Origin of the sequence: Nocardiopsis endophytica, from assembly GCF_027706725.1 — a bacterium.
Classification (GTDB): domain Bacteria; phylum Actinomycetota; class Actinomycetes; order Streptosporangiales; family Streptosporangiaceae; genus Nocardiopsis_A; species Nocardiopsis_A endophytica.
In genome coordinates this window covers 68,250-90,921 of sequence record NZ_JAQFWQ010000012.1, presented here as the reverse complement: position 1 = coordinate 90,921, position 22,672 = coordinate 68,250, and the positions used below count along the sequence as shown (strand labels likewise).

Annotated in this window: 12 protein-coding genes and 1 other RNA gene; 9 read left to right on the top strand and 4 right to left on the bottom strand. The window is 75.4% G+C overall.

The genetic code is table 11. The annotated features are described in order from the left end of the window. Positions 1–525 precede the first annotated feature (525 nt). On the bottom strand, positions 526–1,044 hold the full coding sequence (locus tag O4J56_RS06595) for an NADPH-dependent FMN reductase (RefSeq protein ID WP_270684364.1): 519 nt from the start codon (positions 1,042–1,044) through the stop codon (positions 526–528). 427 nt (positions 1,045–1,471) lie between these two features. Between O4J56_RS06595 and nagA the strand changes: the two genes are divergently transcribed. The 7 genes from nagA (at position 1,472) to O4J56_RS06560 (ending at position 16,616) form a co-directional block, all read left to right on the top strand. Then, positions 1,472–2,623, top strand: coding sequence for an N-acetylglucosamine-6-phosphate deacetylase (gene nagA / locus O4J56_RS06590; RefSeq protein WP_270684362.1), 1,152 nt, complete (start codon positions 1,472–1,474; stop codon positions 2,621–2,623). Positions 2,624–2,922: 299 nt separating this feature from the next. Continuing rightward, entirely contained in the window at positions 2,923–4,365 is a 1,443-nt protein-coding gene (locus O4J56_RS06585; protein ID WP_270684360.1) for an MFS transporter, read from the top strand. A gap of 197 nt (positions 4,366–4,562) precedes the next feature. Further along, entirely contained in the window at positions 4,563–6,350 is a 1,788-nt protein-coding gene (locus tag O4J56_RS06580; protein ID WP_270684359.1) for a stealth family protein, read from the top strand. Further along, on the top strand, positions 6,347–7,291 hold the full coding sequence (locus tag O4J56_RS06575) for a hypothetical protein (protein WP_270684356.1): 945 nt from the start codon (positions 6,347–6,349) through the stop codon (positions 7,289–7,291). The genes O4J56_RS06580 and O4J56_RS06575 overlap by 4 nt, the downstream gene beginning before the upstream one ends. After that, positions 7,288–10,125: a stealth conserved region 3 domain-containing protein gene (locus O4J56_RS06570; RefSeq protein ID WP_270684355.1), complete on the top strand. Its 2,838-nt coding sequence runs from the start codon at positions 7,288–7,290 to the stop codon at positions 10,123–10,125. The genes O4J56_RS06575 and O4J56_RS06570 overlap by 4 nt, the downstream gene beginning before the upstream one ends. Before the next feature lie 43 nt (positions 10,126–10,168). After that, positions 10,169–12,631: a glycosyltransferase family 4 protein gene (locus O4J56_RS06565; protein WP_270684353.1), complete on the top strand. Its 2,463-nt coding sequence runs from the start codon at positions 10,169–10,171 to the stop codon at positions 12,629–12,631. A gap of 370 nt (positions 12,632–13,001) precedes the next feature. Further along, positions 13,002–16,616, top strand: a complete 3,615-nt coding sequence (locus O4J56_RS06560) for a bifunctional glycosyltransferase/CDP-glycerol:glycerophosphate glycerophosphotransferase (protein WP_270684351.1) — start codon at positions 13,002–13,004, stop codon at positions 16,614–16,616. A 13-nt stretch (positions 16,617–16,629) separates the two neighbouring features. Here the strand turns inward: O4J56_RS06560 and O4J56_RS06555 are convergent, their stop codons facing one another. Beyond that, the gene (locus O4J56_RS06555) at positions 16,630–18,627 is read right to left on the bottom strand and encodes a glycosyltransferase (protein WP_270684349.1); all 1,998 of its coding nucleotides are present in this window, start codon (positions 18,625–18,627) and stop codon (positions 16,630–16,632) included. Positions 18,628–18,785: 158 nt separating this feature from the next. Here O4J56_RS06555 and O4J56_RS06550 point away from each other — a divergent pair, with 158 nt between their 5' ends. Then, positions 18,786–19,097, top strand: coding sequence for a hypothetical protein (locus O4J56_RS06550; protein WP_270684347.1), 312 nt, complete (start codon positions 18,786–18,788; stop codon positions 19,095–19,097). Positions 19,098–19,240: 143 nt separating this feature from the next. Then, positions 19,241–19,597 carry a hypothetical protein gene (locus O4J56_RS06545; protein ID WP_270684345.1) on the top strand — a complete coding sequence of 119 codons (357 nt, stop codon included), beginning with the start codon at positions 19,241–19,243 and terminating at the stop codon, positions 19,595–19,597. 274 nt (positions 19,598–19,871) lie between these two features. Here O4J56_RS06545 and ssrA read toward each other — a convergent pair. Both ssrA and O4J56_RS06535 read right to left on the bottom strand, forming a co-directional pair. Next, positions 19,872–20,245, bottom strand: a transfer-messenger RNA (tmRNA) gene (ssrA, locus tag O4J56_RS06540). 360 nt (positions 20,246–20,605) lie between these two features. Next, a complete protein-coding gene (locus O4J56_RS06535) occupies positions 20,606–22,669 on the bottom strand; it encodes a penicillin-binding transpeptidase domain-containing protein (RefSeq protein WP_270684343.1) in 2,064 nt (687 codons plus the stop codon). Between the last annotated feature and the right edge of the window lie 3 nt (positions 22,670–22,672).

The window sequence follows — 22,672 nt, the reverse complement described above, 5'->3', positions numbered from 1 at the left end:
TCGGGAAAAGCGCCCCTAAAAGCGGCCCGGTAGCGTCGTTTCTCCCGAGATCAACAAGAAGGGGTGCAGGGGGCGCGGGCGCCACGAACGCGCTCAGCCACGCACTCACCCGGTCGCGCCGCCGGACCCCCGAACGGCCCGCCGGACGGCAGGCAGGGCCGGGGAACCGCTCCGCTCGTTCCGTCGCCGCCCTTCACGGTGACCACTCACACGCCCGCTGGCCGACGGCGCTGCCGGATGGGCCGCTCGCCTTCGTCGTCGCTGCCCTTCACCTCACGCTCCGGCGGCCCGTCGGCCGACCGGAGCCCGTGAGCGGGGTACCAGGCCAGTCGTCTGCCCTCTGATGGCGAAAACCGAGTCCCGAGGCCCACATTTGGGGCCTCCCGAGATCAACGACGCAGGGGCGGCGCTCAGCGGCGGAGTCAGCGAGGCCGGGGCCCTGCGGTCCGCCCGCCTATCCGTGCGGGCTCTCAGTTTTGGCCGGATGCGGCGGGTGCCGCATCCGGCCGGGTTCGCGGGCGGGCCTCAGGCCGAGACGGCGACCGCTCGGCCCAGGGCGGGGGCGGCCACCTCGGCCCAGGCGCCGATGACCTCGGCGGGGTCGGCGAGTTCGGTGGCGGCCAGCAGCAGTGCGGGCTCCAGCACCCACGCGCCCAGGTCGGACAGGAGCACCCGCAGGTCCTCCTCGATGTTGCGGCCGTTGCGCAGGTCCGGAACGGCGGCCATGGGGACCGCCACCCCGCGGCCCAGGCCCAGCTCGGGCAGCCGGTCCAGGAAGACCTTGAGCAGGCCGGTATAGGAGCCGTGCGTCTGCGGCGTGGCGATGAGCACCACGTCGGCGTCGCGCACCCGCTCGACGGCGTCGGTGACGTCCCGCCCCGCGTCGGCGGCGAGCAGCGCCGGGCCGAGTTCGGCCAGGTCGACGGTGTGCGGTTCGGCCTGCACCCCGGCCTGGGCGGCCAGGGCGCGGGCGGCGCGGCCGGCGGCCTCGGCGAGGGCGGAATGCGGATGGGGGTCGGCGACGAGCACGGTGAAACGGGTCATGGCGGTCTCCTGCTCCTGGAGGCGCGGCCGTAGGGCCGCTACAAGCGCGTCTGGGGCGTCGGGCGCGTGCGCGGACGTCGTCGCCGCGCGCGGGTTCGCGCCGGTCGGGAGGTGGAAGCGGTATACGACGCCACCGGGGGTCCGGGAACCGCCGACAGGGCTCAACGGGCGTGCGCGCCGGGAGCCGGGCGGAGGGGGGACGGGAACGCCACCGGTGGGCGGGGGCTGGGCCCCCGAACGGCGCTAGCTAAGACACAGGGCGCTGGCCTGCTGTCTGAGGTCGACATGCAGGCGCTGGACGAGCAGCTCACCGGCGGACATGCCCACCATCATGAGCGGACCCGGCGCTATGGTCAATGCATCATGGGCGGAAATGTCGCACCCCCCGGGTGTGGCATCGGGCACAGCCGAGAGAGGACCACCGAGCATGGGCGCGAGCCGGACGACCCTGACCAACGCACGGCTGCTCACCCCCGACGGCTTCGTCGACGGGTGGCTGAGCACCGCGGACGGGGCCATCGCCGGCCTGGGCGCCGGTGCGCCCCCGGCCGGGGCGGGCGCCTCTGTGGACCTGGGCGGGCGCACCGTGCTGCCCGGGACGGTGGACACGCACATCCACGGCGGGGCGGGGGCCGCGTTCACCGAGACCGACCCCGAGCGGCTCCGCTCGATCGTGGAGTTCAACCGCGCCAACGGCGCCACGACGCTGGTCGGCGGGCTGGTCGCGGCCACCCCGGAGGACACCCTGGAGCAGGTGCGGGCCCTGGCCGACCTCGCCGACGAGGGGCTGATCGCCGGGATGTTCCTGGAGGGCCCATGGATCTCGCGGAACAAGCACGGGGCGCACGACCCGGCGCTGCTGCGCGACCCCGACACCGGCGAGTTCGACGCCCTGCTCAAGGCCTCCCGCGGACACCTGCGCATGGTCACCATCGCCCCGGAGCTGCCGGGCGCCCTGGAGCTGGTGGCGGCGGCCTCCTCGCAGGGGGTGACGGTGGCGGTCGGCCACACCGAGGCCACCTACGACCAGGCCCGTGCCGCCTTCGACGCCGGGGCGACCGTGGCCACCCACCTGTACAACGCGATGCGCCCGTTCAACCACCGCGAGCCGGGCCCGATCGGGGCGGCCCTGACCGATGAGCGGGTGACCGTCGAGCTGATCAACGACGGCGTGCACGTCCACCCCGCCGCCGCCCAGGTGGCGTTCGAGGCCGCCGGGGGCGACCGGATCAGCCTGGTCACCGACGCCATGGCCGCCACGGGGCTGGGCGACGGCGAGTACACCCTGGGCAAGCTGCGGGTGCGGGTGAGCGGCGGCGAGGCGCGCCTGGTGGAGGACGGGACCATCGCGAGCAGCACCATCGTGCTGCCGGACGCGGTCCGCAGGGCGGTGGAGACGGTGGACGGCGTCGACCTGGAGACCGCGGCCCGCTCGGCGACGTCGGTCCCGGCCCGGGCGCTGGGCATCGAGGGCGTGGGAGAGCTCGTGGAGGGCTACCGGGCCGACCTGGTGGTGCTGGACGAGGACCTGTCGGTCGCCGGGGTGATGTACCGGGGCACGTGGGCCAAGGAGCTGTGAAGGAGCTGTAGCGGAGGGGCGGCGCGCGGTCGCCCCGAGGACGGACGAGGCGCGTGGCCCGGCCACCGCCCCGCGTAGGCCGCCCCCTCAGCACCACGGATGGCGGCCGATCAGGACCGGCGAAGGCCGGACCGGTTCGGCCGAGAGCCGATGCCGCTGGGCCGGTGACCGTCGCCCTGCAAGGGCGCGACCGCCCCGCGCGACACGGGTCGCCGCCTTCCCCCGCGGCCGACCACCCGCAGTGATACTAGGTGAGGCCGTCATCACCGACGGTGATCCTGTGGGGGTGAGGAGCGGGCATGGGCCGATCAGCGGACGGCACTCCGGGCGGCGCTGCGGACGGCACTGCGGACGGCGGGGCGGGTGGGCCGGTGCCGCCGCAGCGGCGGCCGGTCAACGTCACCGACAGGCGCACGGTGCGCCGCGCCGTGTTCGCCTCCGCCCTCGGCAACGCCACCGAGTGGTACGACTTCGGCGTCTACAGCTACCTCGCCGCCACCATCGGCCACCTGTTCTACCCCACCGCCTCGGCGGGCGGGCAGCTCATCGCCACCTTCACCACCTTCGCCGCGGCCTTCCTGATCCGCCCCGTCGGCGGCCTGTTCTTCGGCCCCCTCGGCGACCGGATCGGCCGCAAGCGGGTGCTGGCGATCACCATGCTGATGATGGCCCTGGGCACCTTCAGCATCGGCCTGCTCCCCGTCTACGACGCCGTCGGCATCCTGGCGCCCGTCCTGCTGCTCCTGGCCCGCATGGTGCAGGGCTTCTCCACCGGGGGCGAGTACGGCGGCGCCACCACCTTCATCGGCGAGTACGCGCCCGACCGCCGCCGCGGGTTCCTCAGCTCGTGGCTGGAGTTCGGCACCGTGTGCGGCTACGCGGGCGGCGCGCTGGTGGTCACTCTGCTCACCGTGGTCCTCACCGACGACCAGATGGCCGACTGGGGCTGGCGCGTCCCGTTCCTGCTCGCCCTGCCGCTGGGCGCCGTCGGCCTGTACATCCGCCTGCGCCTGGAGGACACCCCGGCCTTCACCACCGCCACCGACACCTTCGCCGACGCCTCCGCCCGCCCCAGCCCGCTGCGGCAGATCGCCGACACGGTCCGCGGGAATCTGGGCCCCCTGGGCCTGTGCATCGGCCTGGTGCTGGTCTTCAACGTCAACAACTACATCCTGACCGCCTACATGCCGACCTACCTGACCGACGAGCTCGGCTACACCGGCACCCACGGCCTGGTCATCACCCTCGTCGCGATGGCGGCGATGCTCGTGCTCGTCACCCGCATGGGCAGGCTCAGCGACCGGTTCGGCCGCCGCCCCCTGCTGATGAGCGGCAGCGTGCTCACCATCGCCGCCGCCCTGCCCGCGTTCTGGCTCCTCCAGCAGGGGCGGGCCGCCGCGTTCGCCGGGGCGCTGCTGCTGGCCGTCGTCCTCGTGCACTTCTCCGGTGTGGTGCCGTCGTCGCTGCCCGCGCTGTTCCCGACCAAGGTCCGCTACGCCGGTCTGGCCATCGGCTTCAACGTGTCGGTATCACTGTTCGGCGGCACGACGCCGCTGATGGCCGAGGCGCTCGTGCAGGCCACCGGCAACCTGTACGCGCCCGCCCTGCTGATGCTGGCCGCCGGCGCCGTCGGCGTCCTCGTCGTGATGCGCATGCCCGAGAGCGCGGGCCGCCCGCTGCCCGGCGCCCGGCCCGCCGCCACCGACCGCGCGGAGGCCGAGCGGCTGGCGCTCCAGCACTGAACGGCGACACTTGAACCCGGCGTGAGCGGCGTGTCACCGTCCGCTCACACCCCTTTTACGCGACACTGACCCGGACGGAACAACCGCATACCGGGTCTTTGCGTCCCCTCTCGCAAAGAAGGACGAGCACCGTGTGCTGCGCCTTCCCTCCGCGCAGCCGTACCGGACCGATCGATACGGCTAAGGGGACGCCTGCCTTGCTGGATTCCATCACCACACCACTGGCGCGGAGGCTCAGGCAGAGCACGACCGCCGCACTCGACCGGATCCCGGCCCGGGCCCGCACCGGGCTGCTGGCCCTGCGGTGGCGGTCGCTGCTGGAGTCCGACGCCCGCCTCACCCCGGCCCTGCACCGCGGCCGCCCCGTCCTGGCGCACCGCTGGGCCGGGCCGCTGTCCACCGGCGTGCTGGCCCGCCGCGCCCTGGAGCACTGCGCCGACGCCCTGGAGAGCGCGGGCGTCGACTACTTCCTGGTCAACGGCCGCGACCCGCACGAGCACACCATCGGCGTGCACGAGTCCGACCGCGGCCGGGTGCTGGAGCTGCTCGCCGCGGCCGGGGCCGCCGAGGCCCTCTACGCCGCCGCCCTGCGCCGCGACCCGCGCGACTTCCTGCGCCCCCTCGCCTCCCCCGGCTGCCTGCGCCGCCTGCGGAACGCCGGGGCCGTGCGCGTGGGCGCGTTCATCGCCGGCCCCGGGGCGGACGTGGTCGCCGGGCCCGAGCACGGGTGCGTCGTCGAGTTCTGGCGCGACGCCCCGGAGGGTCCGGACGCCCCCGGCGCCGAGGCCGCACGGTCCCGGCTGCGCGCCCCGCTGCCCGACCACCCCGCCCCCGGAACCCTGATCGCGCCGCGCCGCAACCGCGTCTCGGACGTGCTCCCGCCCTCCGAGCGGACCCCCGCCCGCGCCAGGGTCGGAGACCGCTCCTACCCCACCTTCCCGGCCTTCTCCCACCCCCTCCCCGACGACGTGGACTTCCCCATCGACGCCGTGTTCACCTGGGTGGACGGCGACGACCCGGTCTGGGCCGCGCGCCGCGACCGGTACCTGGGGGCGGCGGCCGGGGCCCCGCCGGACGGCACCGCGCGCTCCCGCTTCACCGCCCGGGACGAGCTGCGCTACGCGCTGCGGTCGCTGGAGATGTACGCGGGGTTCGTGCGCACCGTCCACATCGTCACCGACGGCCAGCGCCCGGCCTGGCTGGACACCTCCTGCCCGCGCGTGCGGCTGGTGGACCACCGGGACGTCTTCGGCCCGGGCGACGCCCTGCCGGTGTTCAACTCGCACGCGATCGAGACCCGGCTGCACCGGATCGACGGGCTCAGCGAGCACTACCTCTACCTCAACGACGACATCCTCTTCGCCCGCCCCGTGACCCCTGGCCTGTTCTTCCACCCCAACGGCATCGCGAAGGCCTTCCCCTCGCCCTTCCAGTTCGGCCTGGGCGGGCCCGCCCCCGGCGAGCGGGCGGTGGACGCGGCCGCCAAGAACAACCGGCACCTGCTGTGGGAGGAGTTCGGCCGGTTCGCCGCCCAGAAGTACAAGCACGCCCCCTTCGCGCACGTGAAGGAGGTGATGCTGGAGCTGGAGAAGCGCTTCCCGGAGGCCCTGGAGCGCACCGCCTCGTCGCGCTTCCGGGACACCTCGGACGTGTCGGTCGCCTCCTCCCTGCACCACACCTACGCGCTGCTCACGGGGCGCGCGGTGGAGGGGAGCATCCGCTCGGCCTACGTCGACCTGGCCGACACGGCCGCGGCGCCCGGCCGGCTGGCGCGACTGCTGGCGGACCGCCGGTTCGACACCGTGTGCCTGAACGACACCGTGCCGGTGGACGAGGAGGAGGAGCGGGCCGCCACCCGGGCGCTGCACCGGGTGCTGGAGGAGCGCTTCCCGTTCGCCTCGTCCATGGAGCGCCCGCTGCGCGCCGTGCCGCCGCTGACCGGCGGGGCGGACGGCCCACAGCGTGAACAGCTGGAGGCGGTGTGATCCGCCCCGACCTGCTCATGCTGGCCGGCTCCGCGCTCAACGCGGCCGCCGTCCCGCCCGGGGCCGGTGCCGACGGCGCCGGCGCGCCCCGCGCGGCGGTCCTGGAGCTGCGCTCGCGCGGGCGGGCCGTGCGGCTGCCCGCCGAGCCCTACCGCGCCGCCGACGGACGGTGGGGCGTGCGGGCGACGGCCGCGCTGGTCGGCCCGGGGGCTCCCGCCGTCCCCCTCCCGCCGGACCTGCCCGCGGTGCGGTTGGAGGAGGGGGCGTGGCGGGTCCGGCTCGTCGTCGCCGGACGGCTGCGGGACCGCGCGTTCGACCTGCGGGGCGGCGCGGACGCCCGTCCTTCCGCGGCGCCCGGTCTGGCCCTCGTGGCCGGGCGGGGCGGGCGAGCCGAGGTGCGCGTCGCGGCGCCCGCCCCGGCGGCGCAGGTCGAACACGTGCGCGTGCGCCCGCACGGTGTCCGCGTCGAGGGGGTGCTCACCGGAATCGGGGACGGCGGCGGCCCCGCGTGCCGCCTGCGCGCGCGTCGGCACGGCACCGAGCTGCCGGTGCACCCCGAGCTCCGCCCCGGCCCGCTCGGGACGGAGTTCGCCCTCGATCTGCCTCTCACACGGATGGCGGAGGCGGCCGGTTCCTCGGGCGCCGAGGGCGCCGAGGTCCGCTGGGGGCTGTTCTTCCGGTCGGCCCCCGATGCGGACCTCGTCGCCGGTCTGCCGCGCACCGACCTGGCCGACCCGCGCTCGGCGCTCCGCGTCCCCGATGCAACGGTCCGGCCCGGGGACCCCGGGCGCCCGTGCCCGCCGCTGCGCGTGCGCGTCTTCCACGACGGGCCGCGCCCCGACGGCGGCACCGCCCTCGTGGTCGGGGTGCGCCCGCTGCCCGAGTCCCCGCTGCCCCGGCCACCGATGCCCGACACCCCGCCCCCGGGAGGATCCGCATGAAGATCACGTACATGGTGACCTGGGCCGACGCCATGGGCGGCACCGAGGCGGCCGCGTTCTCCCAGGCCGCCGCGCTCGCCGGGCGGCACGAGACCCGGGTGCTCAGCGTGCTGCGCACCGCCGACGCCCCGTTCTTCCGGGTCGACCCGCGCGTGCGCGTGGACCACCTGGTGGACGACCGCGGCCCGGTCCGCCGGCCGGTGCGCTCCCCCGGGCCGGGCGAGGACGCCTGCCGGGAGCTGTCCGGCCTGCCCAGCGAGCTGGTCGACCCGCGCTGGGAACCGGCCTACGACCGGCTCTGCGACATCGAGGCGGCGCGCGCCCTGCCCCGGCTCGACACCGACGTGCTGGTCACCACCACCCCCGCGCTGACGGCCCTGGCCGCCCCGCTGGCCCCGCCCGGTGCCGCCCTGGTCGCCCAGGAGCACCGCGCGCCCGAACTGCGCGGGCCGACCGGCGAGCCGCTGCTCCCGTTCGCCCCGCGCGTGGACGCCCTGGTGGCGCTCACCGAGCCCTCCCGGTCGTGGCTGGCCGAGACGCTGGGGGACGCCGCACCGCGCCTGGAGGCGATCCCGAACGCCGCGCCCGCCGGTCCCGTGCCGCGCTCGTCGCTGGACTCGCGCACGGTGCTGGTGGCCCGCCGCCTGGTCGCCGAGAAGCAGGTCGACCACGCGGTCCGGGCGTTCGCCCAGGTCGCCGCCGAGCACCCGGGCTGGCGCCTGCGGATCTGCGGGCAGGGGCCGGAGCTGCCGGGGCTGCGCGCCCTGGCGGCCGAGCTCGACCTGCACGGCCGGGTGGAGTTCGCCGGCCCCACCGCCGACATCGCCGCGGAGTGGGCGCGGGCCGCGGTGTGCCTGCTGCCGTCGCGGACCGAGCCGTTCGGGCTGGTGCTGACCGAGGCGTTCGCGGCGGGCGTCCCGGCCGTCGCCTACGACTGCCCCACCGGCCCGGCCGAGGTGGTGCGGCACGGCGTCGACGGCCTGCTGGCCGCGCCCGACGACGTCGGGGGCCTGGCCGCCGCCCTGTCCAAGCTGATGGAGGACGACGCCCTGCGCGCGGAGATGGGGCGCGCGGCGCTTCAGGGCGTCGGGCGGTTCGCCCCTGAGCGGATCGCCGCGCGCTGGGAGCGGCTCTTCGACGACCTGGTCGCGGTACCGCCCGAGGAGCGCGCCGCCGCGCGCGCCGACCGCGCCGCCCGGTTCGAGGCCCGGCGCGCCGCGATGGGGGCGGCGGTGCGCGCACTCCCCTGGGAGCGGACGCTCCCTCAGGCCGAGGGGGCCGGGGACCACGAGGAGGCGTGGCGCCGCGCGCGCCCGGACCTGGTGCGGTCGGGCGGTGGTCTGGCCGAGGTGCGCGACGACCTCTTCCCCCAGCAGGCGCTGCGCGCCAACCTTGACCTGATCGTCGATGCCCTGGAGCGCTGGGGCGTGCCGAACGCGCTCGTCCGCCACCGTGGGCGCAACCCCCGGGTGATGGTCCCGGGCGACCGGCGGGCCGAGGCGCTGGCCGCGCTGGCGCGCGCGCTGGAGCTGCCCGGGGCCGAGCCCCCGGTCTACGCCCAGCCGATCCGCCCGCGCGGCCCCCTGCCGCAGCCGGTGCCGCTGCCGATGTGCCCGTCCCTGGCCGAGTCGGACGGGGTACGGGTGTTCCGGCCGGTCGTCACCTCCGGGCGGACCCTGCGCTACGGCGAGGGGTACGGCGCCGACCTGGAGTTCTGGGACCCGGAACCGGCCTCCGGAGCGGCCTCGGACACCGGCGGCCGCAGGCTGGCGGCCCCGCGCGCGTGCGCGGCCGGGGACGGCGTGGACGAGGACGCGTTCGCCGCGCCCGTACGGACCCGCTACGCCGGTCGGGAGTACACGACGCTGGAGCCCTTCGCCCGGCCCCTGGTGGACGACGTGGACCACCCGATCGACGCCGTCGTGACCTGGGTCGACGGGGACGACCCGCGCTGGCGCCGCAGGTTCGCGGCGGCGCTGGCCGAACACGGCGGCCGGGCGGGCGCCGACGGCGCGCTGGAGCACCGGTTCTCCGGCGCGGACGAGCTGCGCTACGCGCTGCGCTCGATCGCGATGTTCGCGCCGTGGGTGCGCCGCATCCACCTGGTCACCGACGACCAGGTGCCCTCCTGGCTGGACAGGGCGCATCCGGGGGTGCGGGTCGTCGACCACACGGCCCTGTTCGCCGACGCGGACCTGCCCACGTTCAATTCCCACGCCATCGAGTCCCGGCTGCACCGCGTTCCGGGGCTGTCCGAGCACTTCCTGTACTTCAACGACGACATGTTCCTGGGGCGGCCGGTGGCCCCGGAGACGTTCTTCGCGGGGAACGGGTCGGTGCGCTGCTTCCGGTCGTCGACGTCGGTGCCGTTCGGCGCCCCCTCCCCTGAGGAGCCCGCGTACTTCGCGGCGCAGAAGAACAACAGGGCGCTTCTGGAGAGGGCCTTCGGGCGGGCCCAGGTGTTCGCCTTCCGGCACGCGCCCTACGCGCTGCGCCGCTCGGTCCTGGAGGAGCTGGAGGATCGGTTCCCCGAGGAGTTCGCCGCCACGGCCGCCGCGCGCTTCCGGGGGCCGACCGACCTTTCCCCGGTGCCGCTGCACCACTACTACGCGCACCTCACCGGGCGCGCGTTCCCCGGGTCGGTCAAGTACGCCTACGTCGACCTGGGCGACCCGGGCCGGCACTCGCGGCTCGAAGCCCTGCTGCGGCGCAAGCACGAGGTGTTCTGCCTGACGGACGCGGCGCCCGACCTCGTCCCCCGGGACGAGCAGATCAGGCTCATGAAGGCGTTCCTGGAGAGCTACTTCCCCCTCAGGGCGCCGTGGGAGGGGTGACGGCCGTCCCCGACGGGGGCCACACGCCAGGAGGGGGAATCGCATGAAGATCGTCTACGTGCTCCACACGCTGTACGGGATCGGGGGGACCATCCGTACGGTGGCCAACCAGGCCGGGGCGATGGCGGCGCTCGGGCACGAGGTCGAGGTGGTCTCGGTGTTCCGGCACCGGGACGATCCCGTGCTCCCGGTCGGCCCGTCGGTCCAGGTCACCTGGCTGGTGGACGTCCGTGAACCACCCGGGCCGGGGGCCGACCGGCCGTCCCTGCTCTACCCCGTGGAGGAGAAGCACTACGGGGCGCACAGCGCCCTGACCGACGCCCTCATCGCCGAGCGGCTCGCGCAGGCCGCCCCGGACGTGGTGGTGGGCACGCGCGCCGGCATCAACATCCTGCTGGCACGTCTGAGGCCCGATGGCGCGGCGGTCGTGGGGCAGGAGCACCTGACCTACCGGATGTACGACCGCGCGCTGCTGCGCGCCATGGCCCGCGACTACCGGAGGCTCGACGCGATCGCCCCGGTCACCGAGGCCGATGCGGCGGCCTACCGGTCCCGCATGCGCCTCCCGGGGGTGCGGGTGCAGGCGGTGCCGAACTGCGTACCGGCACCGGAGCTGCGCACGTCGGGCGCGGGGCCGCCCAGTGTGGTCGCCGCCGGGCGGGTCACCGGCATGAAGGGGTTCGACCTGCTGCTGGAGGCGTTCGCGCGCGTGGCCGGGGACCATCCGGACTGGACGGTGCGGGTGTTCGGCCGGGGCCAGGGGGTGGAGGCGCGGCGCCGCCAGATCCACGCGCTGGGGCTGGAGGACCGCGCGTTCATGATGGGGGCGCACCCGCGCATGGACGAGGTGTGGCCGCTGGCGTCGGTGTGCGCGGTGCCGTCCCGGGACGAGCCGTTCGGGATGATCCTGGTGGAGGCGATGCGTGCCGGGGTGCCGGTGGTGTCGTCGGACTGCCCGCACGGCCCGGCGGAGATCCTGCGGCACGGCGAGGACGGGCTGCTCGTGGCCAACGAGGATCCCGACGCGTTCGCCCGCGCGCTCGACCGGGTGATGGGCGACGACGCCCTGCGCGCGCGCATGGGGGCGGCGGCGCTGCGCAACTCCGAGCGGTACTCGCCCGAGGCGGTGGCACGGATGCACGAGGCGCTCTTCCGCGACCTCATCGGGCCCGGGGACAGGACGGCGGTTCCCGCCCCGCGCGCGGCGGAGCCGCCCGACCGGTGTACGGCCGTGGTCGGTGCGGACGGGGTACTGGAGCTGCGGTTCTCCACGCCGCCCGGCCTGGTGGTGCTGCGCCCGGTCGGCACGGGGGCCGCCGGGCGGCAGGAGCGCAGGCTGTGCGCGGAGGGCGCCCGGACCGTGCACGTGGACCCGCGGGACTTCCCGGAGGGCACGACGCGGTGGGACGTGCTGCGCAGCGACGGCGGGGGCGCGCCGGTGCCGGTGCCCGCCTCGCTGGTCGACCTGCGCTCCGCGCCGTACGAGCCGCGGACGGTGAAGCGGCTGGCGGTGGCGGTGCCCGAGCGCGGGCCCGGCGGGAGGCTGCGGATCGCGGCGCGGCGGGCCGACCGGTTCGCCGAGGTGGGCGGGGTGGCGGTGGCGGCCGAGCGGATCGCGGTGTCGGGGACGGTCCTCGGGTCGACCGGGCCGGATCCGGAGGCCGAGCTGGTGCTGACCGCGCGCGGGGACCGGGGGACCGAGGCGCGGTTCCCGTGCCCGGTGGACGCGTCGGGGCGGTTCGGCGCCCTGGTGCCCGCGGGGGCGCTCGCCGAGGCGGGTGCGGAGCTGATGGGGGCGGACGGGGACGAGGTGGTCTGGGACGTCCGGCTGCGCAACGGCCGGGGCGACCACCTGGTGGGGCGGTGCCTGCTGGGGGCGGGCGACTGGAAGCAGGTGTGCGCGTACCCGGAGATCGAGCACCCCGGGCCGGGTGGCGCGGGGCGGGGGCGGACGCGGATCAGGCCCTACATCACCGCGGGCGGCCACCTCGCCGTTCGGATGACCCGCGAGGAGGAGGCCCTGGGCCCGCCGCCGGTCCGGGACGTGTCCGTCTGCTGGCTGCCGCGTCGGTGCCGGTTCGAGGTGTCGGGGACGGTGCGCACCCTCGGGGCCCGGCCCGGTGACGTGGGGGTGCGGCTGGTGCCGGAGAACGGGGAGGGGGCGCCGGTCGACCTCCCGGTGACGAGCACCCGCACCCCGGCCGGGGTGCGGTTCACGGCGGGCATCGGCCTCGCGGGGTCGGCGCGCGTGCCGTTCGGCCGCTGGCGCGTGGAGGTGCAGAGCCGGGGCTCCGACGGAGGGCCGGTCTGGTCGTTCCCCGGCTACCCGGGCCCACGGCTCCGCAAGAGGTGGTGGCGGGGGCCGGTGCCGGTGTACGCCGTGGCGGCCCCCGCGAAGGGGAAGGGGACGGTGATCGAACACGCCCCGGTGCGACTGCTCCAGGCCGCCCGGAGACGCGTGTCCCACCTCCCCGTCCTGGGCCGCCTGTGGAGAGGCAGGGGGTAGAGAGCGGCGACGAGGGGAGGCCGGCGCCTCCCCGCCCCTGCTTGCCGAGCGCCAGGTCCCTCGCGGTCCGGGCGGACGGCTGAGCAGGTCCCCCACTCACGGGCCCCAGCCGGGCGGCGGGCCTCCGGGGTGTGACGGGGAGGGCGGCGACGACGCAGGCCGCACGCCCGGCGCCCGGCAGCGCTGCCGCGAGGGACGGCCCACCCCACTTCCCGCCAACGGCGGACATCACGGACATCCGGGCTTCGGGCGGGGCGATCGCGCCGGAAACGCGTGTCATGCACCTCGATCAATAACCCTAAGTAGTTACATGACTACCGAATGGACGCGTGGCGTCCGGCTCGCCGGACCGGCTCCGATTGGACTGTGCATGCCCGTTCTCAGCGTGATCGTCCCCGTCTACAACGTCGAGCGGTACCTCGGCGCGTGCCTCGACTCGCTCCGCGGGCAGACCCTCGGCGACCTGGAGATCGTCGTCGTCGACGACGGCTCCCCCGACGACAGCGCCCGCATCGCCGCCGAGCACGCCGAACGGGACCCGCGGGTGCGGCTCGTCCGCCAGGACAACGCCGGGCTCGGCGCCGCCCGCAACACCGGGATCCGGCACGCCGGCGGCGAGTTCCTGGCCTTCGTCGACAGCGACGACGCCATCCCCCCGTACGCCTTCGGCGCCATGGTCGCCGGGCTGCGGGAGAGCGGATCGGACTTCGCCACCGGCAACGTCCACCGCTACAACGAGCTCGGCAGCAGCCAGTCCCCCATGCACCGCCGCATCTTCCGGCACGCGGCCGTCGGCACCCACGTCACCCGCCGGGAGAACCTGCTGACCGACCGCCTGGCCACCAACAAGGTGTGGCGGCGCGACTTCTGGGACCGCCACGGCCTCGCCTTCCCCGAGGGCGTCCTGTACGAGGACATCAGCGTCGCCATCCCCGCGCACTTCCTGGCCTCGGCGGTGGACGTGCACACCGCCCCCGTCTACCTGTGGCGGGAGCGCCCCGGCGACGACCCGTCGATCACCCAGGACCGCCTGCACCCCAAGGGCCTGCGCGACCGCTACCGGGCGGTGCGCGCCACCGCCGACTTCCTGGCCGGCCACGCCCGCCCCCGGGACCGGATGCGCTGGGACGCCATCGCCCTCGGGAGCGACCTGCGCATCTTCCTGCAGCTCCTCGGGGACGCCGACGACGCCTTCCGCACGCTCTTCTGCGACCTGGCCGAGGAGTACATGCGGCGCGGCCACCCGCGCGCGCTCACCCGGCTGCCCGCCTTCGAGCGGCTCAAGTGGCACCTGGTGCGCCGCCGCGACATCGACCGGCTGCTGCACGTCCTGGCCTTCGAGCGGGACGGCGGGCACCGCCGCGTCCGGGCCGTCCGGCACGGCCTGCGCTTCTACGGCGACTACCCGTTCAAGGACGACCGCCGGGCCCGCGTCCCCCGGCGCGTCTTCCGCCTCGACGACGAGCTGGTGCTCCGGCAGAAGGCCGAGCGGCTCGCCTGGGAGGACGGGCGGCTCGTGGTCGAGGGCCGGGTCTGCCTGAAGCACCTGCGGCCCAACCGCCGCTACCAGCAGTTCGTGCGGGCGCACGCGGTCGACACCGCCACCGGGCGGCGGCACCGGCTGCAGGTGGAGACCCTGCTCGCCGCCGAGTACCCCGCCGCGCCCGGCGACGCCGGGGCGCGCCACGACTGGGGCGGGTACCGGGTCACCGTGGACCCCCGCGACCTGGCCGGACGGTCGGCTCCGCGGGCGGGCGAATGGCGGATCGAGCTGACCGTGCTCAACCGGGGCATCACCCGCACGGCCGCGCTCGCCCACCCCGTGGCGGGGGCGCCGCGCCGTCCCGAAGCGGCCGAGGTCGGGCCCGGCCTCACGGCCCGGCCGGTGTGGACCGGCGGCCTGCGCCTCCTCGTGAGCGACGGGTCCGCCGCCGTCACCGGGCACACGCTCCACGGCGGGGACCTGGTGCTGGAGGGCGTCCTGGCCGACCCGCCGCCGGGGGCCGCCCTCCGGCTGCGCCGCCTGCCCGGGGACCGCACGCTGGAGCTCCCCTTGGAGGTCGGCGCGGAGGGGCGCTTCCGGTGCCCGGTCCCGGTGGACACGCTGGCCGAAGGGTTCGAGGAGCGCAGGCGCGCCTCCGGCGGGCCGGCGGTCGGTGAGCGCTGGGAGGTCCGTGTGGTCGGGGCCACCGGGGCCGCAGGGGGCGACCACCGCACCGCGCCCCGCGCGCTCACGCTGGGCGGGGCCGAAGCGCATCCGCACCTGTACGGCGACCACTGCCTGGCGGTCGAGGAGGACCAGCGCGGCAGCGCGCTCATCCACGTGTCCGTCCCCCAGCCGCGCCTGGAGGCGGCGCACTGGGACGAGCGCGTGCTCGTGCTCCGGGGCACCCTGCCCGGGGGCGGCGACTCCGCCGACGAGCACTCGCTCGTCATCAAGGCCAAGGGGCGCCACGAGGAGGTCGCCTTCCCCATGGCCATGGACGGGGAGGCGTTCGAGGCGCGCGTCCCGGTCGACGCCGTGCCGCACCTGGCGGGCACGCTCCCCCTGGCCTCCGGCTCCTACCGGCTGTTCATGAGGGCCGACGGCGACCGCGCCCACGACGGGCCGCTCCCGCACCTCATCCCGGTCCGCGCGGCCCCGGTGCTGCTGGGCGCGCTGCCCGCCGCGCACGACGCCCCCGAGTGCCCGGCGGTCCTCGACGCCGCCGACCGCACCGCGCCGGTGCTGACCGTCGGCCCGGCCCTGCTCCCCGAGGAGCGCGGCTCCCGTGCGCAGAAGCGCCTGCGCGAGGAGGTCTACCCGGGGCTGCGGGGCCTGCGGATCCGGTCCCAGGTCTACTTCGAGAGCTACTCGGGCAAGCAGTACTCGGACAGCCCGCGGGTCATCTCCGAGGAGCTGCGCCGCAGACGGGTGGCCGCGCCGTCGCTGTGGCTGGTGCGGGACCGCCAGGTGCGCACCCCGCCGGGGCTCCGCCCGGTCCCGCACGCCGGCCGGGAGTACTTCGAGGCACTGGCGACCTCGGAGGTGATCGTCACCAACGCGCACCTGCCGCAGTGGTTCGACAAGCGCGAGGGCCAGCGGATCGTGCAGACCTGGCACGGGTCGATGCTCAAGCGGATCGGGTTCGACATCGAGAACGTCCGGTTCGCCTCGCACGACGCCTCGTACCACGAGCGCCTCGCCCGCGAGGTGGGCCAGTGGGACTACCTGGTCTCGCCCAGCCCGTGGGCGACGCCGATCCTGCGCCGGGCCTTCCGCTTCGAGGGGACGGTCCTGGAGACGGGGTACCCGCGCAACGACATCTTCCACTCGCCCGAGCGCGAGGAGACCGCGCGCAGGGTGCGCGCACGGCTGGGGCTGCCCGAGGGGAAGAAGGTCGTGCTGTACGCGCCGACGTGGCGGGACGACAAGTTCTACTCACCGGGCAAGTACAAGCTGGACCTGCGGCTGGACATCGAGCGGATGCGCGGGGCGCTGGGCGGGGAGCACGTGCTGCTGGTGCGGCGCCACCCCAACATCGTCGACCGGGTCCCGGGCGCGGGCGGGGGCTTCGTCCGGGACGTGTCGGCCTACCCGGAGGTGCAGGAGCTGTTCCTGGTGGCCGACGTGCTGGTGACCGACTACTCGTCGCTGATGTTCGACTTCGCCAACACCGGGCGCCCGATGCTCTTCTACACCTACGACCTGGAGGAGTACCGGGACCGGCTGCGCGGCTTCTACTTCGACTTCGAGGAGGTCGCGCCGGGTCCGCTGATCAGGGACCAGGACGGGCTGGTGGAGGCGGTCCGGGCCGCCGACGCGGTCCGGCTGGACCACCGGGACCGGTACGACGCGTTCGTGGAGCGGTTCTGCCCCCTGGACGACGGCAAGGCGGCGGCGCGGGTGGTGGACGCGGTGTTCGGCGGCGGTGCCGCCCCGCTCCCGGGCCAGCGCACGGCCGGGGCCGACGCCCCGGAGGACGCCGGCCTGAAGGACCGCTGACGGAGGCCCGCCGTCACTCGGCGGGGACGACCTTCACCGCCAGGCGGTCCGCGCTGGAGAAGTACACTCGCACCGCGTACCGCCGCCGCTTCAGCAGGCCCAGGGGGCCCAACCGGGCCCCCGGGCGGCGCGGGCCCGGGACGACCGCCTCCGGGTGGGTGAACACCGGGGTCGTCCGCAGCACGTCGGTGTCCAGCCGGCACAGCCCCGTGCGCTCGGCCCCCTCCCCCGGGACCAGCCACAGGTCCCAGACGGCCTCCCCGCTCCCGTGGCGGGACGCGAACGCGCGCGCGGACAGGGCCGCGCGGAACCCGCCCCCGCCGGTCGGCTCCGCCGGGGCCGACACCTCGCACGCGCGGCTCTCCCTGCGCACGGCCTCCACCCGTGCCCCCGGCCCGGGATCGGTGCCCCAGAGGTCCCCGTGGAGCGTGATCCGGTCGCCGTCCGTGCGCACGGAGCGGACCTCGGCGTGGACGGTGCGCACACGGCTGCGCACGGACGGGGCGCCGTCGTCGGCGACGTACGGCAGCAGCGCCCGCAGCCCCGGCGCCTCCCGGGACAGCCGCGGCGCCGCCAGGTACCCGGCGGTGTCGCAGCCTCCGTCCGCGACCACCGCCTCGACGCCGTCGGGGCGGCGGACCGCGACCGTCCACTCCCCCTCCGCCGGGCCCATCTGCCGGGGGACGCGTGCCGTCCCGCCCTCGACGGGGAACACGGCCGCCTCGCCGGCGCCCGCGGCTGCGGTGCGCCGGTGCAGGACCACCTCCGCGCCCTCCGGCACCCCCTCCAGGTCGATCCGCACGTCGCCCGACCCCGCCTCCACGGTCATGCGGCCGCGCACCGACCGTGCGGCGCGCCGACGGGCCGCCTCCTCCAGCACCCCCGTGAAGCGCTCGGCGCTGGGCCCCTCGCCGAACCGCTCGGCCCCGCTCCGCGCCGCCTCGCCCATCTCCGCGCGGACACGGGGGTCGCCCAGCAGCACCCGCAGGGCGTCGGCCATCGCCCCCGCGTCTCCGGGCGGGACCAGCAGCCCCTCCTTGCCGGAGGTGATGATGTTGCGCGGCCCGTGGTCGCAGTCGGCGCTCACCACCGGCAGCCCGAGCGACATGGCCTCCACCAGGACGTTGCCGAACGGCTCCCGCTTGGAGGGCAGCGCGAACACGGCCCCCTTGGCCAGTTCCCAGGGCAGCCGCTCGGTGGGGCCCATAAGGTGGGCGCGCTCGTAGACCCCGTGCCGCTCGATCGCGTCCCGGATCCGCCGCCGGTCGGGACCGCCCCCGTGGATGCGCAGCCCCCATTCTCCGAACTCCCCGCTCACCTGCGCGAACGCCTCCACCAGCACGTCGAAGCCCTTGTGCGGCTTGAGCACCCCGCCGGTGACGACGAGCGGCGCCCCGCTCGCGCTCAGGCCGCCCCCGCCCGCCGGGGGCACGCAGTTGGGCACCACCGGCATGAAGTGGCCGCCGCCTGCGTCGGCCCGGGTGCGCTCGGCGGTCTCCGGAGTGAGCACGGTGACCGCGTCCATGGACCGGTAGGCCGCGTACACCTCCCGCTTCAGCCCGGGCGCGTAGGCCCAGGGGTGCGAGTGCTCCTGGGCCAGGCGGAGGAAGCCCCCGCCCTCCGCGCGCCCGAGCACCACGGTGATCTTCGGGTTGGAGCTGACCACGGCGTCGGCGTCGGTCTCGGCCAGGTAGCGCAGCAGGCGCAGCTCGGTCAGGCGGCTCACCTTGGGCGGCACCCGGCCCGGGTCTCCGGGCTCGCCAGGGTAGACCTTGGGCGGCCGCGCCGACAGCGGGTCCTCGGCGTCGCCGGTGGGCGACTCGGGGCGCACGTCGGTCAGGTTCACCACCCGCACGCGCCCGTCCAGCGGGAACGTGGACGCGGTCCGTGCCCGGCGCAGGGCCACCACCTCCACCTCGTGCCGCGCGGCGAGCGCGCCCGCCATGTTGTGCACGGCGCTGACCACACCCCCGATGTGGTCGCGGTCCACGATGAGAAACGCGATCTTCACGGTGCCCCTCCCCCTGGGTCTCCACCGCCACCATCTCCCCGGGTGGGGCCGCCCGCCACGACCGGTCCGGCGTGTCGCACCCGTGGCTACGGTTCAGTAACGCTACCCAGGGTGACAATGGCAGTGGAGTCAAGGCATTCCGACCGTGAGGAGGCGCCATGGCCAAGAAGAAGAACGCGCGTTCCCGTACGGCGCCGCCGCCCGCCGAGACGGCCGAGAGCGAGCAGCTCTCGCGCCTGGCCGAGGCCCTCGCCAAGTACGGCGTGGGCACGCGGGTGATCCGCCGGGAGCCCCCGGTGCTGCGGGTGAGCAACCCCGAGTCCGAGTACGCGGTCGAGGACGTGGGGTGCGAGCGCCGCGAGCACGGCCACGCCTTCCTCGCCTCGTTCGGCGTCCACCTGGGCACCAGCGAGAGCATCCCGCTGACCGCCCGGAAGGTCGCCTGGCTGGTGGGCGCCACGGACAGATGACCGGGCCGCACGCGGTGTTCGCCCGGTACCCGCCGGGCGTCCGCCGCGTCGCCGGGGACGCGCCTTCCCGGGATCGGGCACATTGATGAACTCCGGGCCCCGTACCGGGTAGCTTGAGTGCGCGCCGACCAGGGAGGCCGCCCATGGCAACGCGGACCACGAGCACGCGTCCCGTGTTCGACCCGCGAACCCTCCGCGCTCAGCTCGAGCAGTTCGCACCCGACCGTCTCGCGCAGTTCGACGAGGGGCGTTCCCAAGCGGAGGCCAAGTCCCGAGCCCACACGGATCCCGAGCCTCTCCGCGCCTTCGTGGAGGGCTGGGCCGTGGAGATGGAGATCGTGAAGCGGGCCGAATGGCGCGAGCAGATGCGCCGCTTGAGTGAGCGACGCGCGAACCCCGCCTCCGGGACCCTGGAAGAGGCGCGGCAGATCGCCGCCGAGGTCTCCCGCATCCGCACGGAAGCCGCCTGTGCCGCCGGCGTCCTCAGAAAACGTGCGTGAACGACAACGACGTCGCCGCCCCTGAAACCTGGCCCCTCTCGAGAGCTTCCCCAGGACGTCCGGTCCGAAGTACGCACGCTCGAAGGCGCCGAGGTCCGGGGCCGTGACCGCGGGGATCAGCCCTGACCATCGGCGGCGTTCGGAGGCATCGGCGCAGCGCGGAGATCACCGAGCGCATCCGGGCCTTTTCCGAGGCGGGCTGAGCGCGGGGCCCAGAACACGAGAAGAGCCCCCGGCCGGCGAATTGCTTCGCCGGCCGGGGGCTCTTCTCCAAGGGTGGAGGTGGCGGGAATCGAACCCGCGTCCTTCAGCACCGCACCAGGGCTTCTCCGGGCGCAGTCCATGCTGTCGTTCTACTCGGCTCCAGCGCTACCATGGACAGTTCGCTGACGAGCCCAGCCACGAAGGTGTCCCGCCGGGGCCCCGTGGCCTGATCCCGGCGGTGAGTCCTCTTAACGATGCCGGACACTGGGCCGAGGACGGGCCCAGGCCGACAGAGTCGCTATCGCTTAGGCGGCGAGAGCGAACTCAGTGCGCTTAGAAGTGGCACTTGATATTTAGTGCGAATGCAGGATTAACGAGGTCACAAACGCAACCCTCGGCCCGCTTCCCCTGAGACGATCACCGAAGTCGAAACCGATCACCCCCTGTGGAATTTTCAACGGGTCCTCGGACCCGCGCACGGGGACCGGAGTCCCCCGGGGCGCGACGGCGTCCGCCGCGTCCCTGCGCTCCCACGCTACCGGTACAACGCATGAGACGCCAAGCCGATTCCCGCCCGGCACGCAGAAACCCTCGCGGGCGCGGACGGGATCCATCAACGCGGCCCGCGAGGGCGGCCGGCAGGGTCGGGCCGGCCTTCCTGCGGCAGAGCCACCCCCGAGATGCGGCCCTGCCTCTTGGACTGGTTCACGCAACCCCCCATTACGTCGCCCAGTCACCAGGAAGGACGCAGCCCGGACCGCACAGGGTTGCCCCGTTCGCCGACTTTGCCGGGATTTTCACAGGTCAGCCGCCGACGGGCTGCTCGCCTCCGGCCTGCCCCGCCGCGTCTTCGGCGCCCTCGCCGCCCTCCGCGTCTTCGGAGCCCTCGCCGCCGGCGTCCTCGGAGCCCTTCTCCTCGGTGGCCGCGGCGGCCTCCGTGTCGGGCTCGGCGTACTCGGCCTCCACGTACCCCTGCGGCAGCGACTGCAGGAACGTGTTCCCCGCCACCAGCGCGTACTGGTCCCACACCTGCTGCGGGTCCACCTCGGCCACCGCGGCGAACGCCACGTTCCCCTGGTACCCGACGAACCACTGCACGACCGTCGCGTCCCCGCCGATGGACTGCTCCACCTGGGACACCTGCCCGTGCACCGGAACCGTCCCCAGGTTGGCCGGCGCCGCCTGGCCCTGCTCCACCGTGGTGCGCATCAGCTGCCGCAGCGCCTTGACCGTCGCGCCGTCCAGCTCCCGGTCGCTCCCCGAGCCGTCCGCCACGTCGTCGTCGGCGCCCACCGCCAGCCGCGGCGCGTGCCACGTCCCGTCGGCCACCGCGCCCGCCGCCAGCGCCATGTTCAGCGGGCTGACGGTCACGTTCTCGGCGCCGGTCATCGCCCCCGCCGTGGCGGCCGCGCCGCCGTCGCCGGAGATCTCCCCGGCGTAGGCGGGCACCGACAGCCGCCAGTCCGCGCCGATCCCGAGGTCGGACGCGGTGCGGCGCAGCTCCTCGTCGCCGACGTCCTCGGCCAGCGAGGCCAGCGCCGACGTGCAGCCGTTGGCGAAGGCGCTCTCCAGGGTCTGGGGCTGGGCCCACACCCCGTTCTCGCTCTCGTTGCCGAACGTCTCGCCGCCCACGTCCGCGGTCTGCTCGCAGGGCAGGGCGCCGTCGGCGGTGGCCGCGCCGCTGCGCACCGCCGCCGCCGCGGAGACGATGCCGAACGCGCCGCCCGGCCGGTACTTCGCGCTGAGCGCGCCGTCGTTGTCGAAGGAGTTCGGGTTGCCCGCCGCCGCCAGCACCTCGCCGGTGCGGGTGTCGACCGCCACCAGGTGCGCACGGCCCGGCATCACGTCCAGGGCGTCCTGCGCGGCCCGCTGGGCGGTGAGGTCCAGGGTGGTGGTCAGGGCGCCGCTGGCGGCTCCGGGCCACTCCTGGAGCACGCCCGTCTCCCGCCCCTCGGCGTCCAGGGTGACGACCTCGGTGGTGGCGGTGCCGGCCAGGGTGTGCTGGAAGACGTTCTGCAGGCCGCTCAGGCCGATCGTGTCGCCCGCCTGGTAGGTGCTGGCGACCCGGGAGGAGATGTTGTGCTCGGCGGTCCCGGCGACCTCGCCCACCACCGAGCGGGCGACGCGCGGGCTCAGCGGCATGCGCTGGTCGCGCGTCTCGACCCCGGCGATCCGGCGCGCCTTGGCCAGCACGCCCTTGTCCACGTCCTTGGTGCGCATCAGCACCAGCGGCTGGAACTCCTCGGGCGGGGCCGAGCGCACCCGGTCCACCATCGGCCCGGGGTCCTCGTCCAGCAGCTTCGCCAGTTCACCGATGCCCGAGCCGTCCTCGTCCAGCTCGGCCGGGACCACCCCGAAGGCGGTCACCGCGGCCTCGCCGACCAGCGGCTCCCCGGAGCGGTCGAAGACGCGGCCGCGGTCGGGCACGTCGTAGCTGACCGCCAGCCGCTCCCCCGCCCCCAGGTCGGGGTGGATCACCGAGGGGTCCCAGGAGATCCGCCAGCCGTCGCCGCCGCGGACCAGGTCCATGCGCCCGGTGTACTTCCACACCGGGTCGCCGATGCCCAGGTCGGCCTGGGCCTCGAACTCGGCGGTGGCGCCGTCGCCCTCCAGGTGCACCGGCCCCAGGCCGAAGCGCACCCCGGCCAGGTCGAGCTGGTCGTGGGCGCTCTCCAGGGCGGCGGCCACCTCCTCGGTGTCGCCGTCGGTCTGGCGGGCGGCGGCCTCGTACTCCCCGGCCTGCCAGTCGAGCAGGAAGGTCCGGACCGCCACGTCCGGGTAGGGCTGGGGGGCGCAGGCGGCGAGCGCGGCCGCGGCGGCCAGGCCCGTGCCTGCGCTGAGGTACCGGCGGAAGTGACGGGGGGACACCCT

Excerpts from the sequence above, each read along its gene's own strand:
- O4J56_RS06595 (WP_270684364.1), bottom strand. The coding sequence starts at position 1,044 with ATGACCCGTTTCACCGTGCTCGTCGCCGACCCCCATCCGCATTCCGCC.
- nagA (WP_270684362.1), top strand. The coding sequence starts at position 1,472 with ATGGGCGCGAGCCGGACGACCCTGACCAACGCACGGCTGCTCACCCCC.
- O4J56_RS06585 (WP_270684360.1), top strand. The coding sequence starts at position 2,923 with ATGGGCCGATCAGCGGACGGCACTCCGGGCGGCGCTGCGGACGGCACT.
- O4J56_RS06570 (WP_270684355.1), top strand. The coding sequence starts at position 7,288 with ATGAAGATCACGTACATGGTGACCTGGGCCGACGCCATGGGCGGCACC.
- O4J56_RS06565 (WP_270684353.1), top strand. The coding sequence starts at position 10,169 with ATGAAGATCGTCTACGTGCTCCACACGCTGTACGGGATCGGGGGGACC.
- O4J56_RS06560 (WP_270684351.1), top strand. The coding sequence starts at position 13,002 with ATGCCCGTTCTCAGCGTGATCGTCCCCGTCTACAACGTCGAGCGGTAC.
- O4J56_RS06550 (WP_270684347.1), top strand. The coding sequence starts at position 18,786 with ATGGCCAAGAAGAAGAACGCGCGTTCCCGTACGGCGCCGCCGCCCGCC.
- O4J56_RS06545 (WP_270684345.1), top strand. The coding sequence starts at position 19,241 with ATGGCAACGCGGACCACGAGCACGCGTCCCGTGTTCGACCCGCGAACC.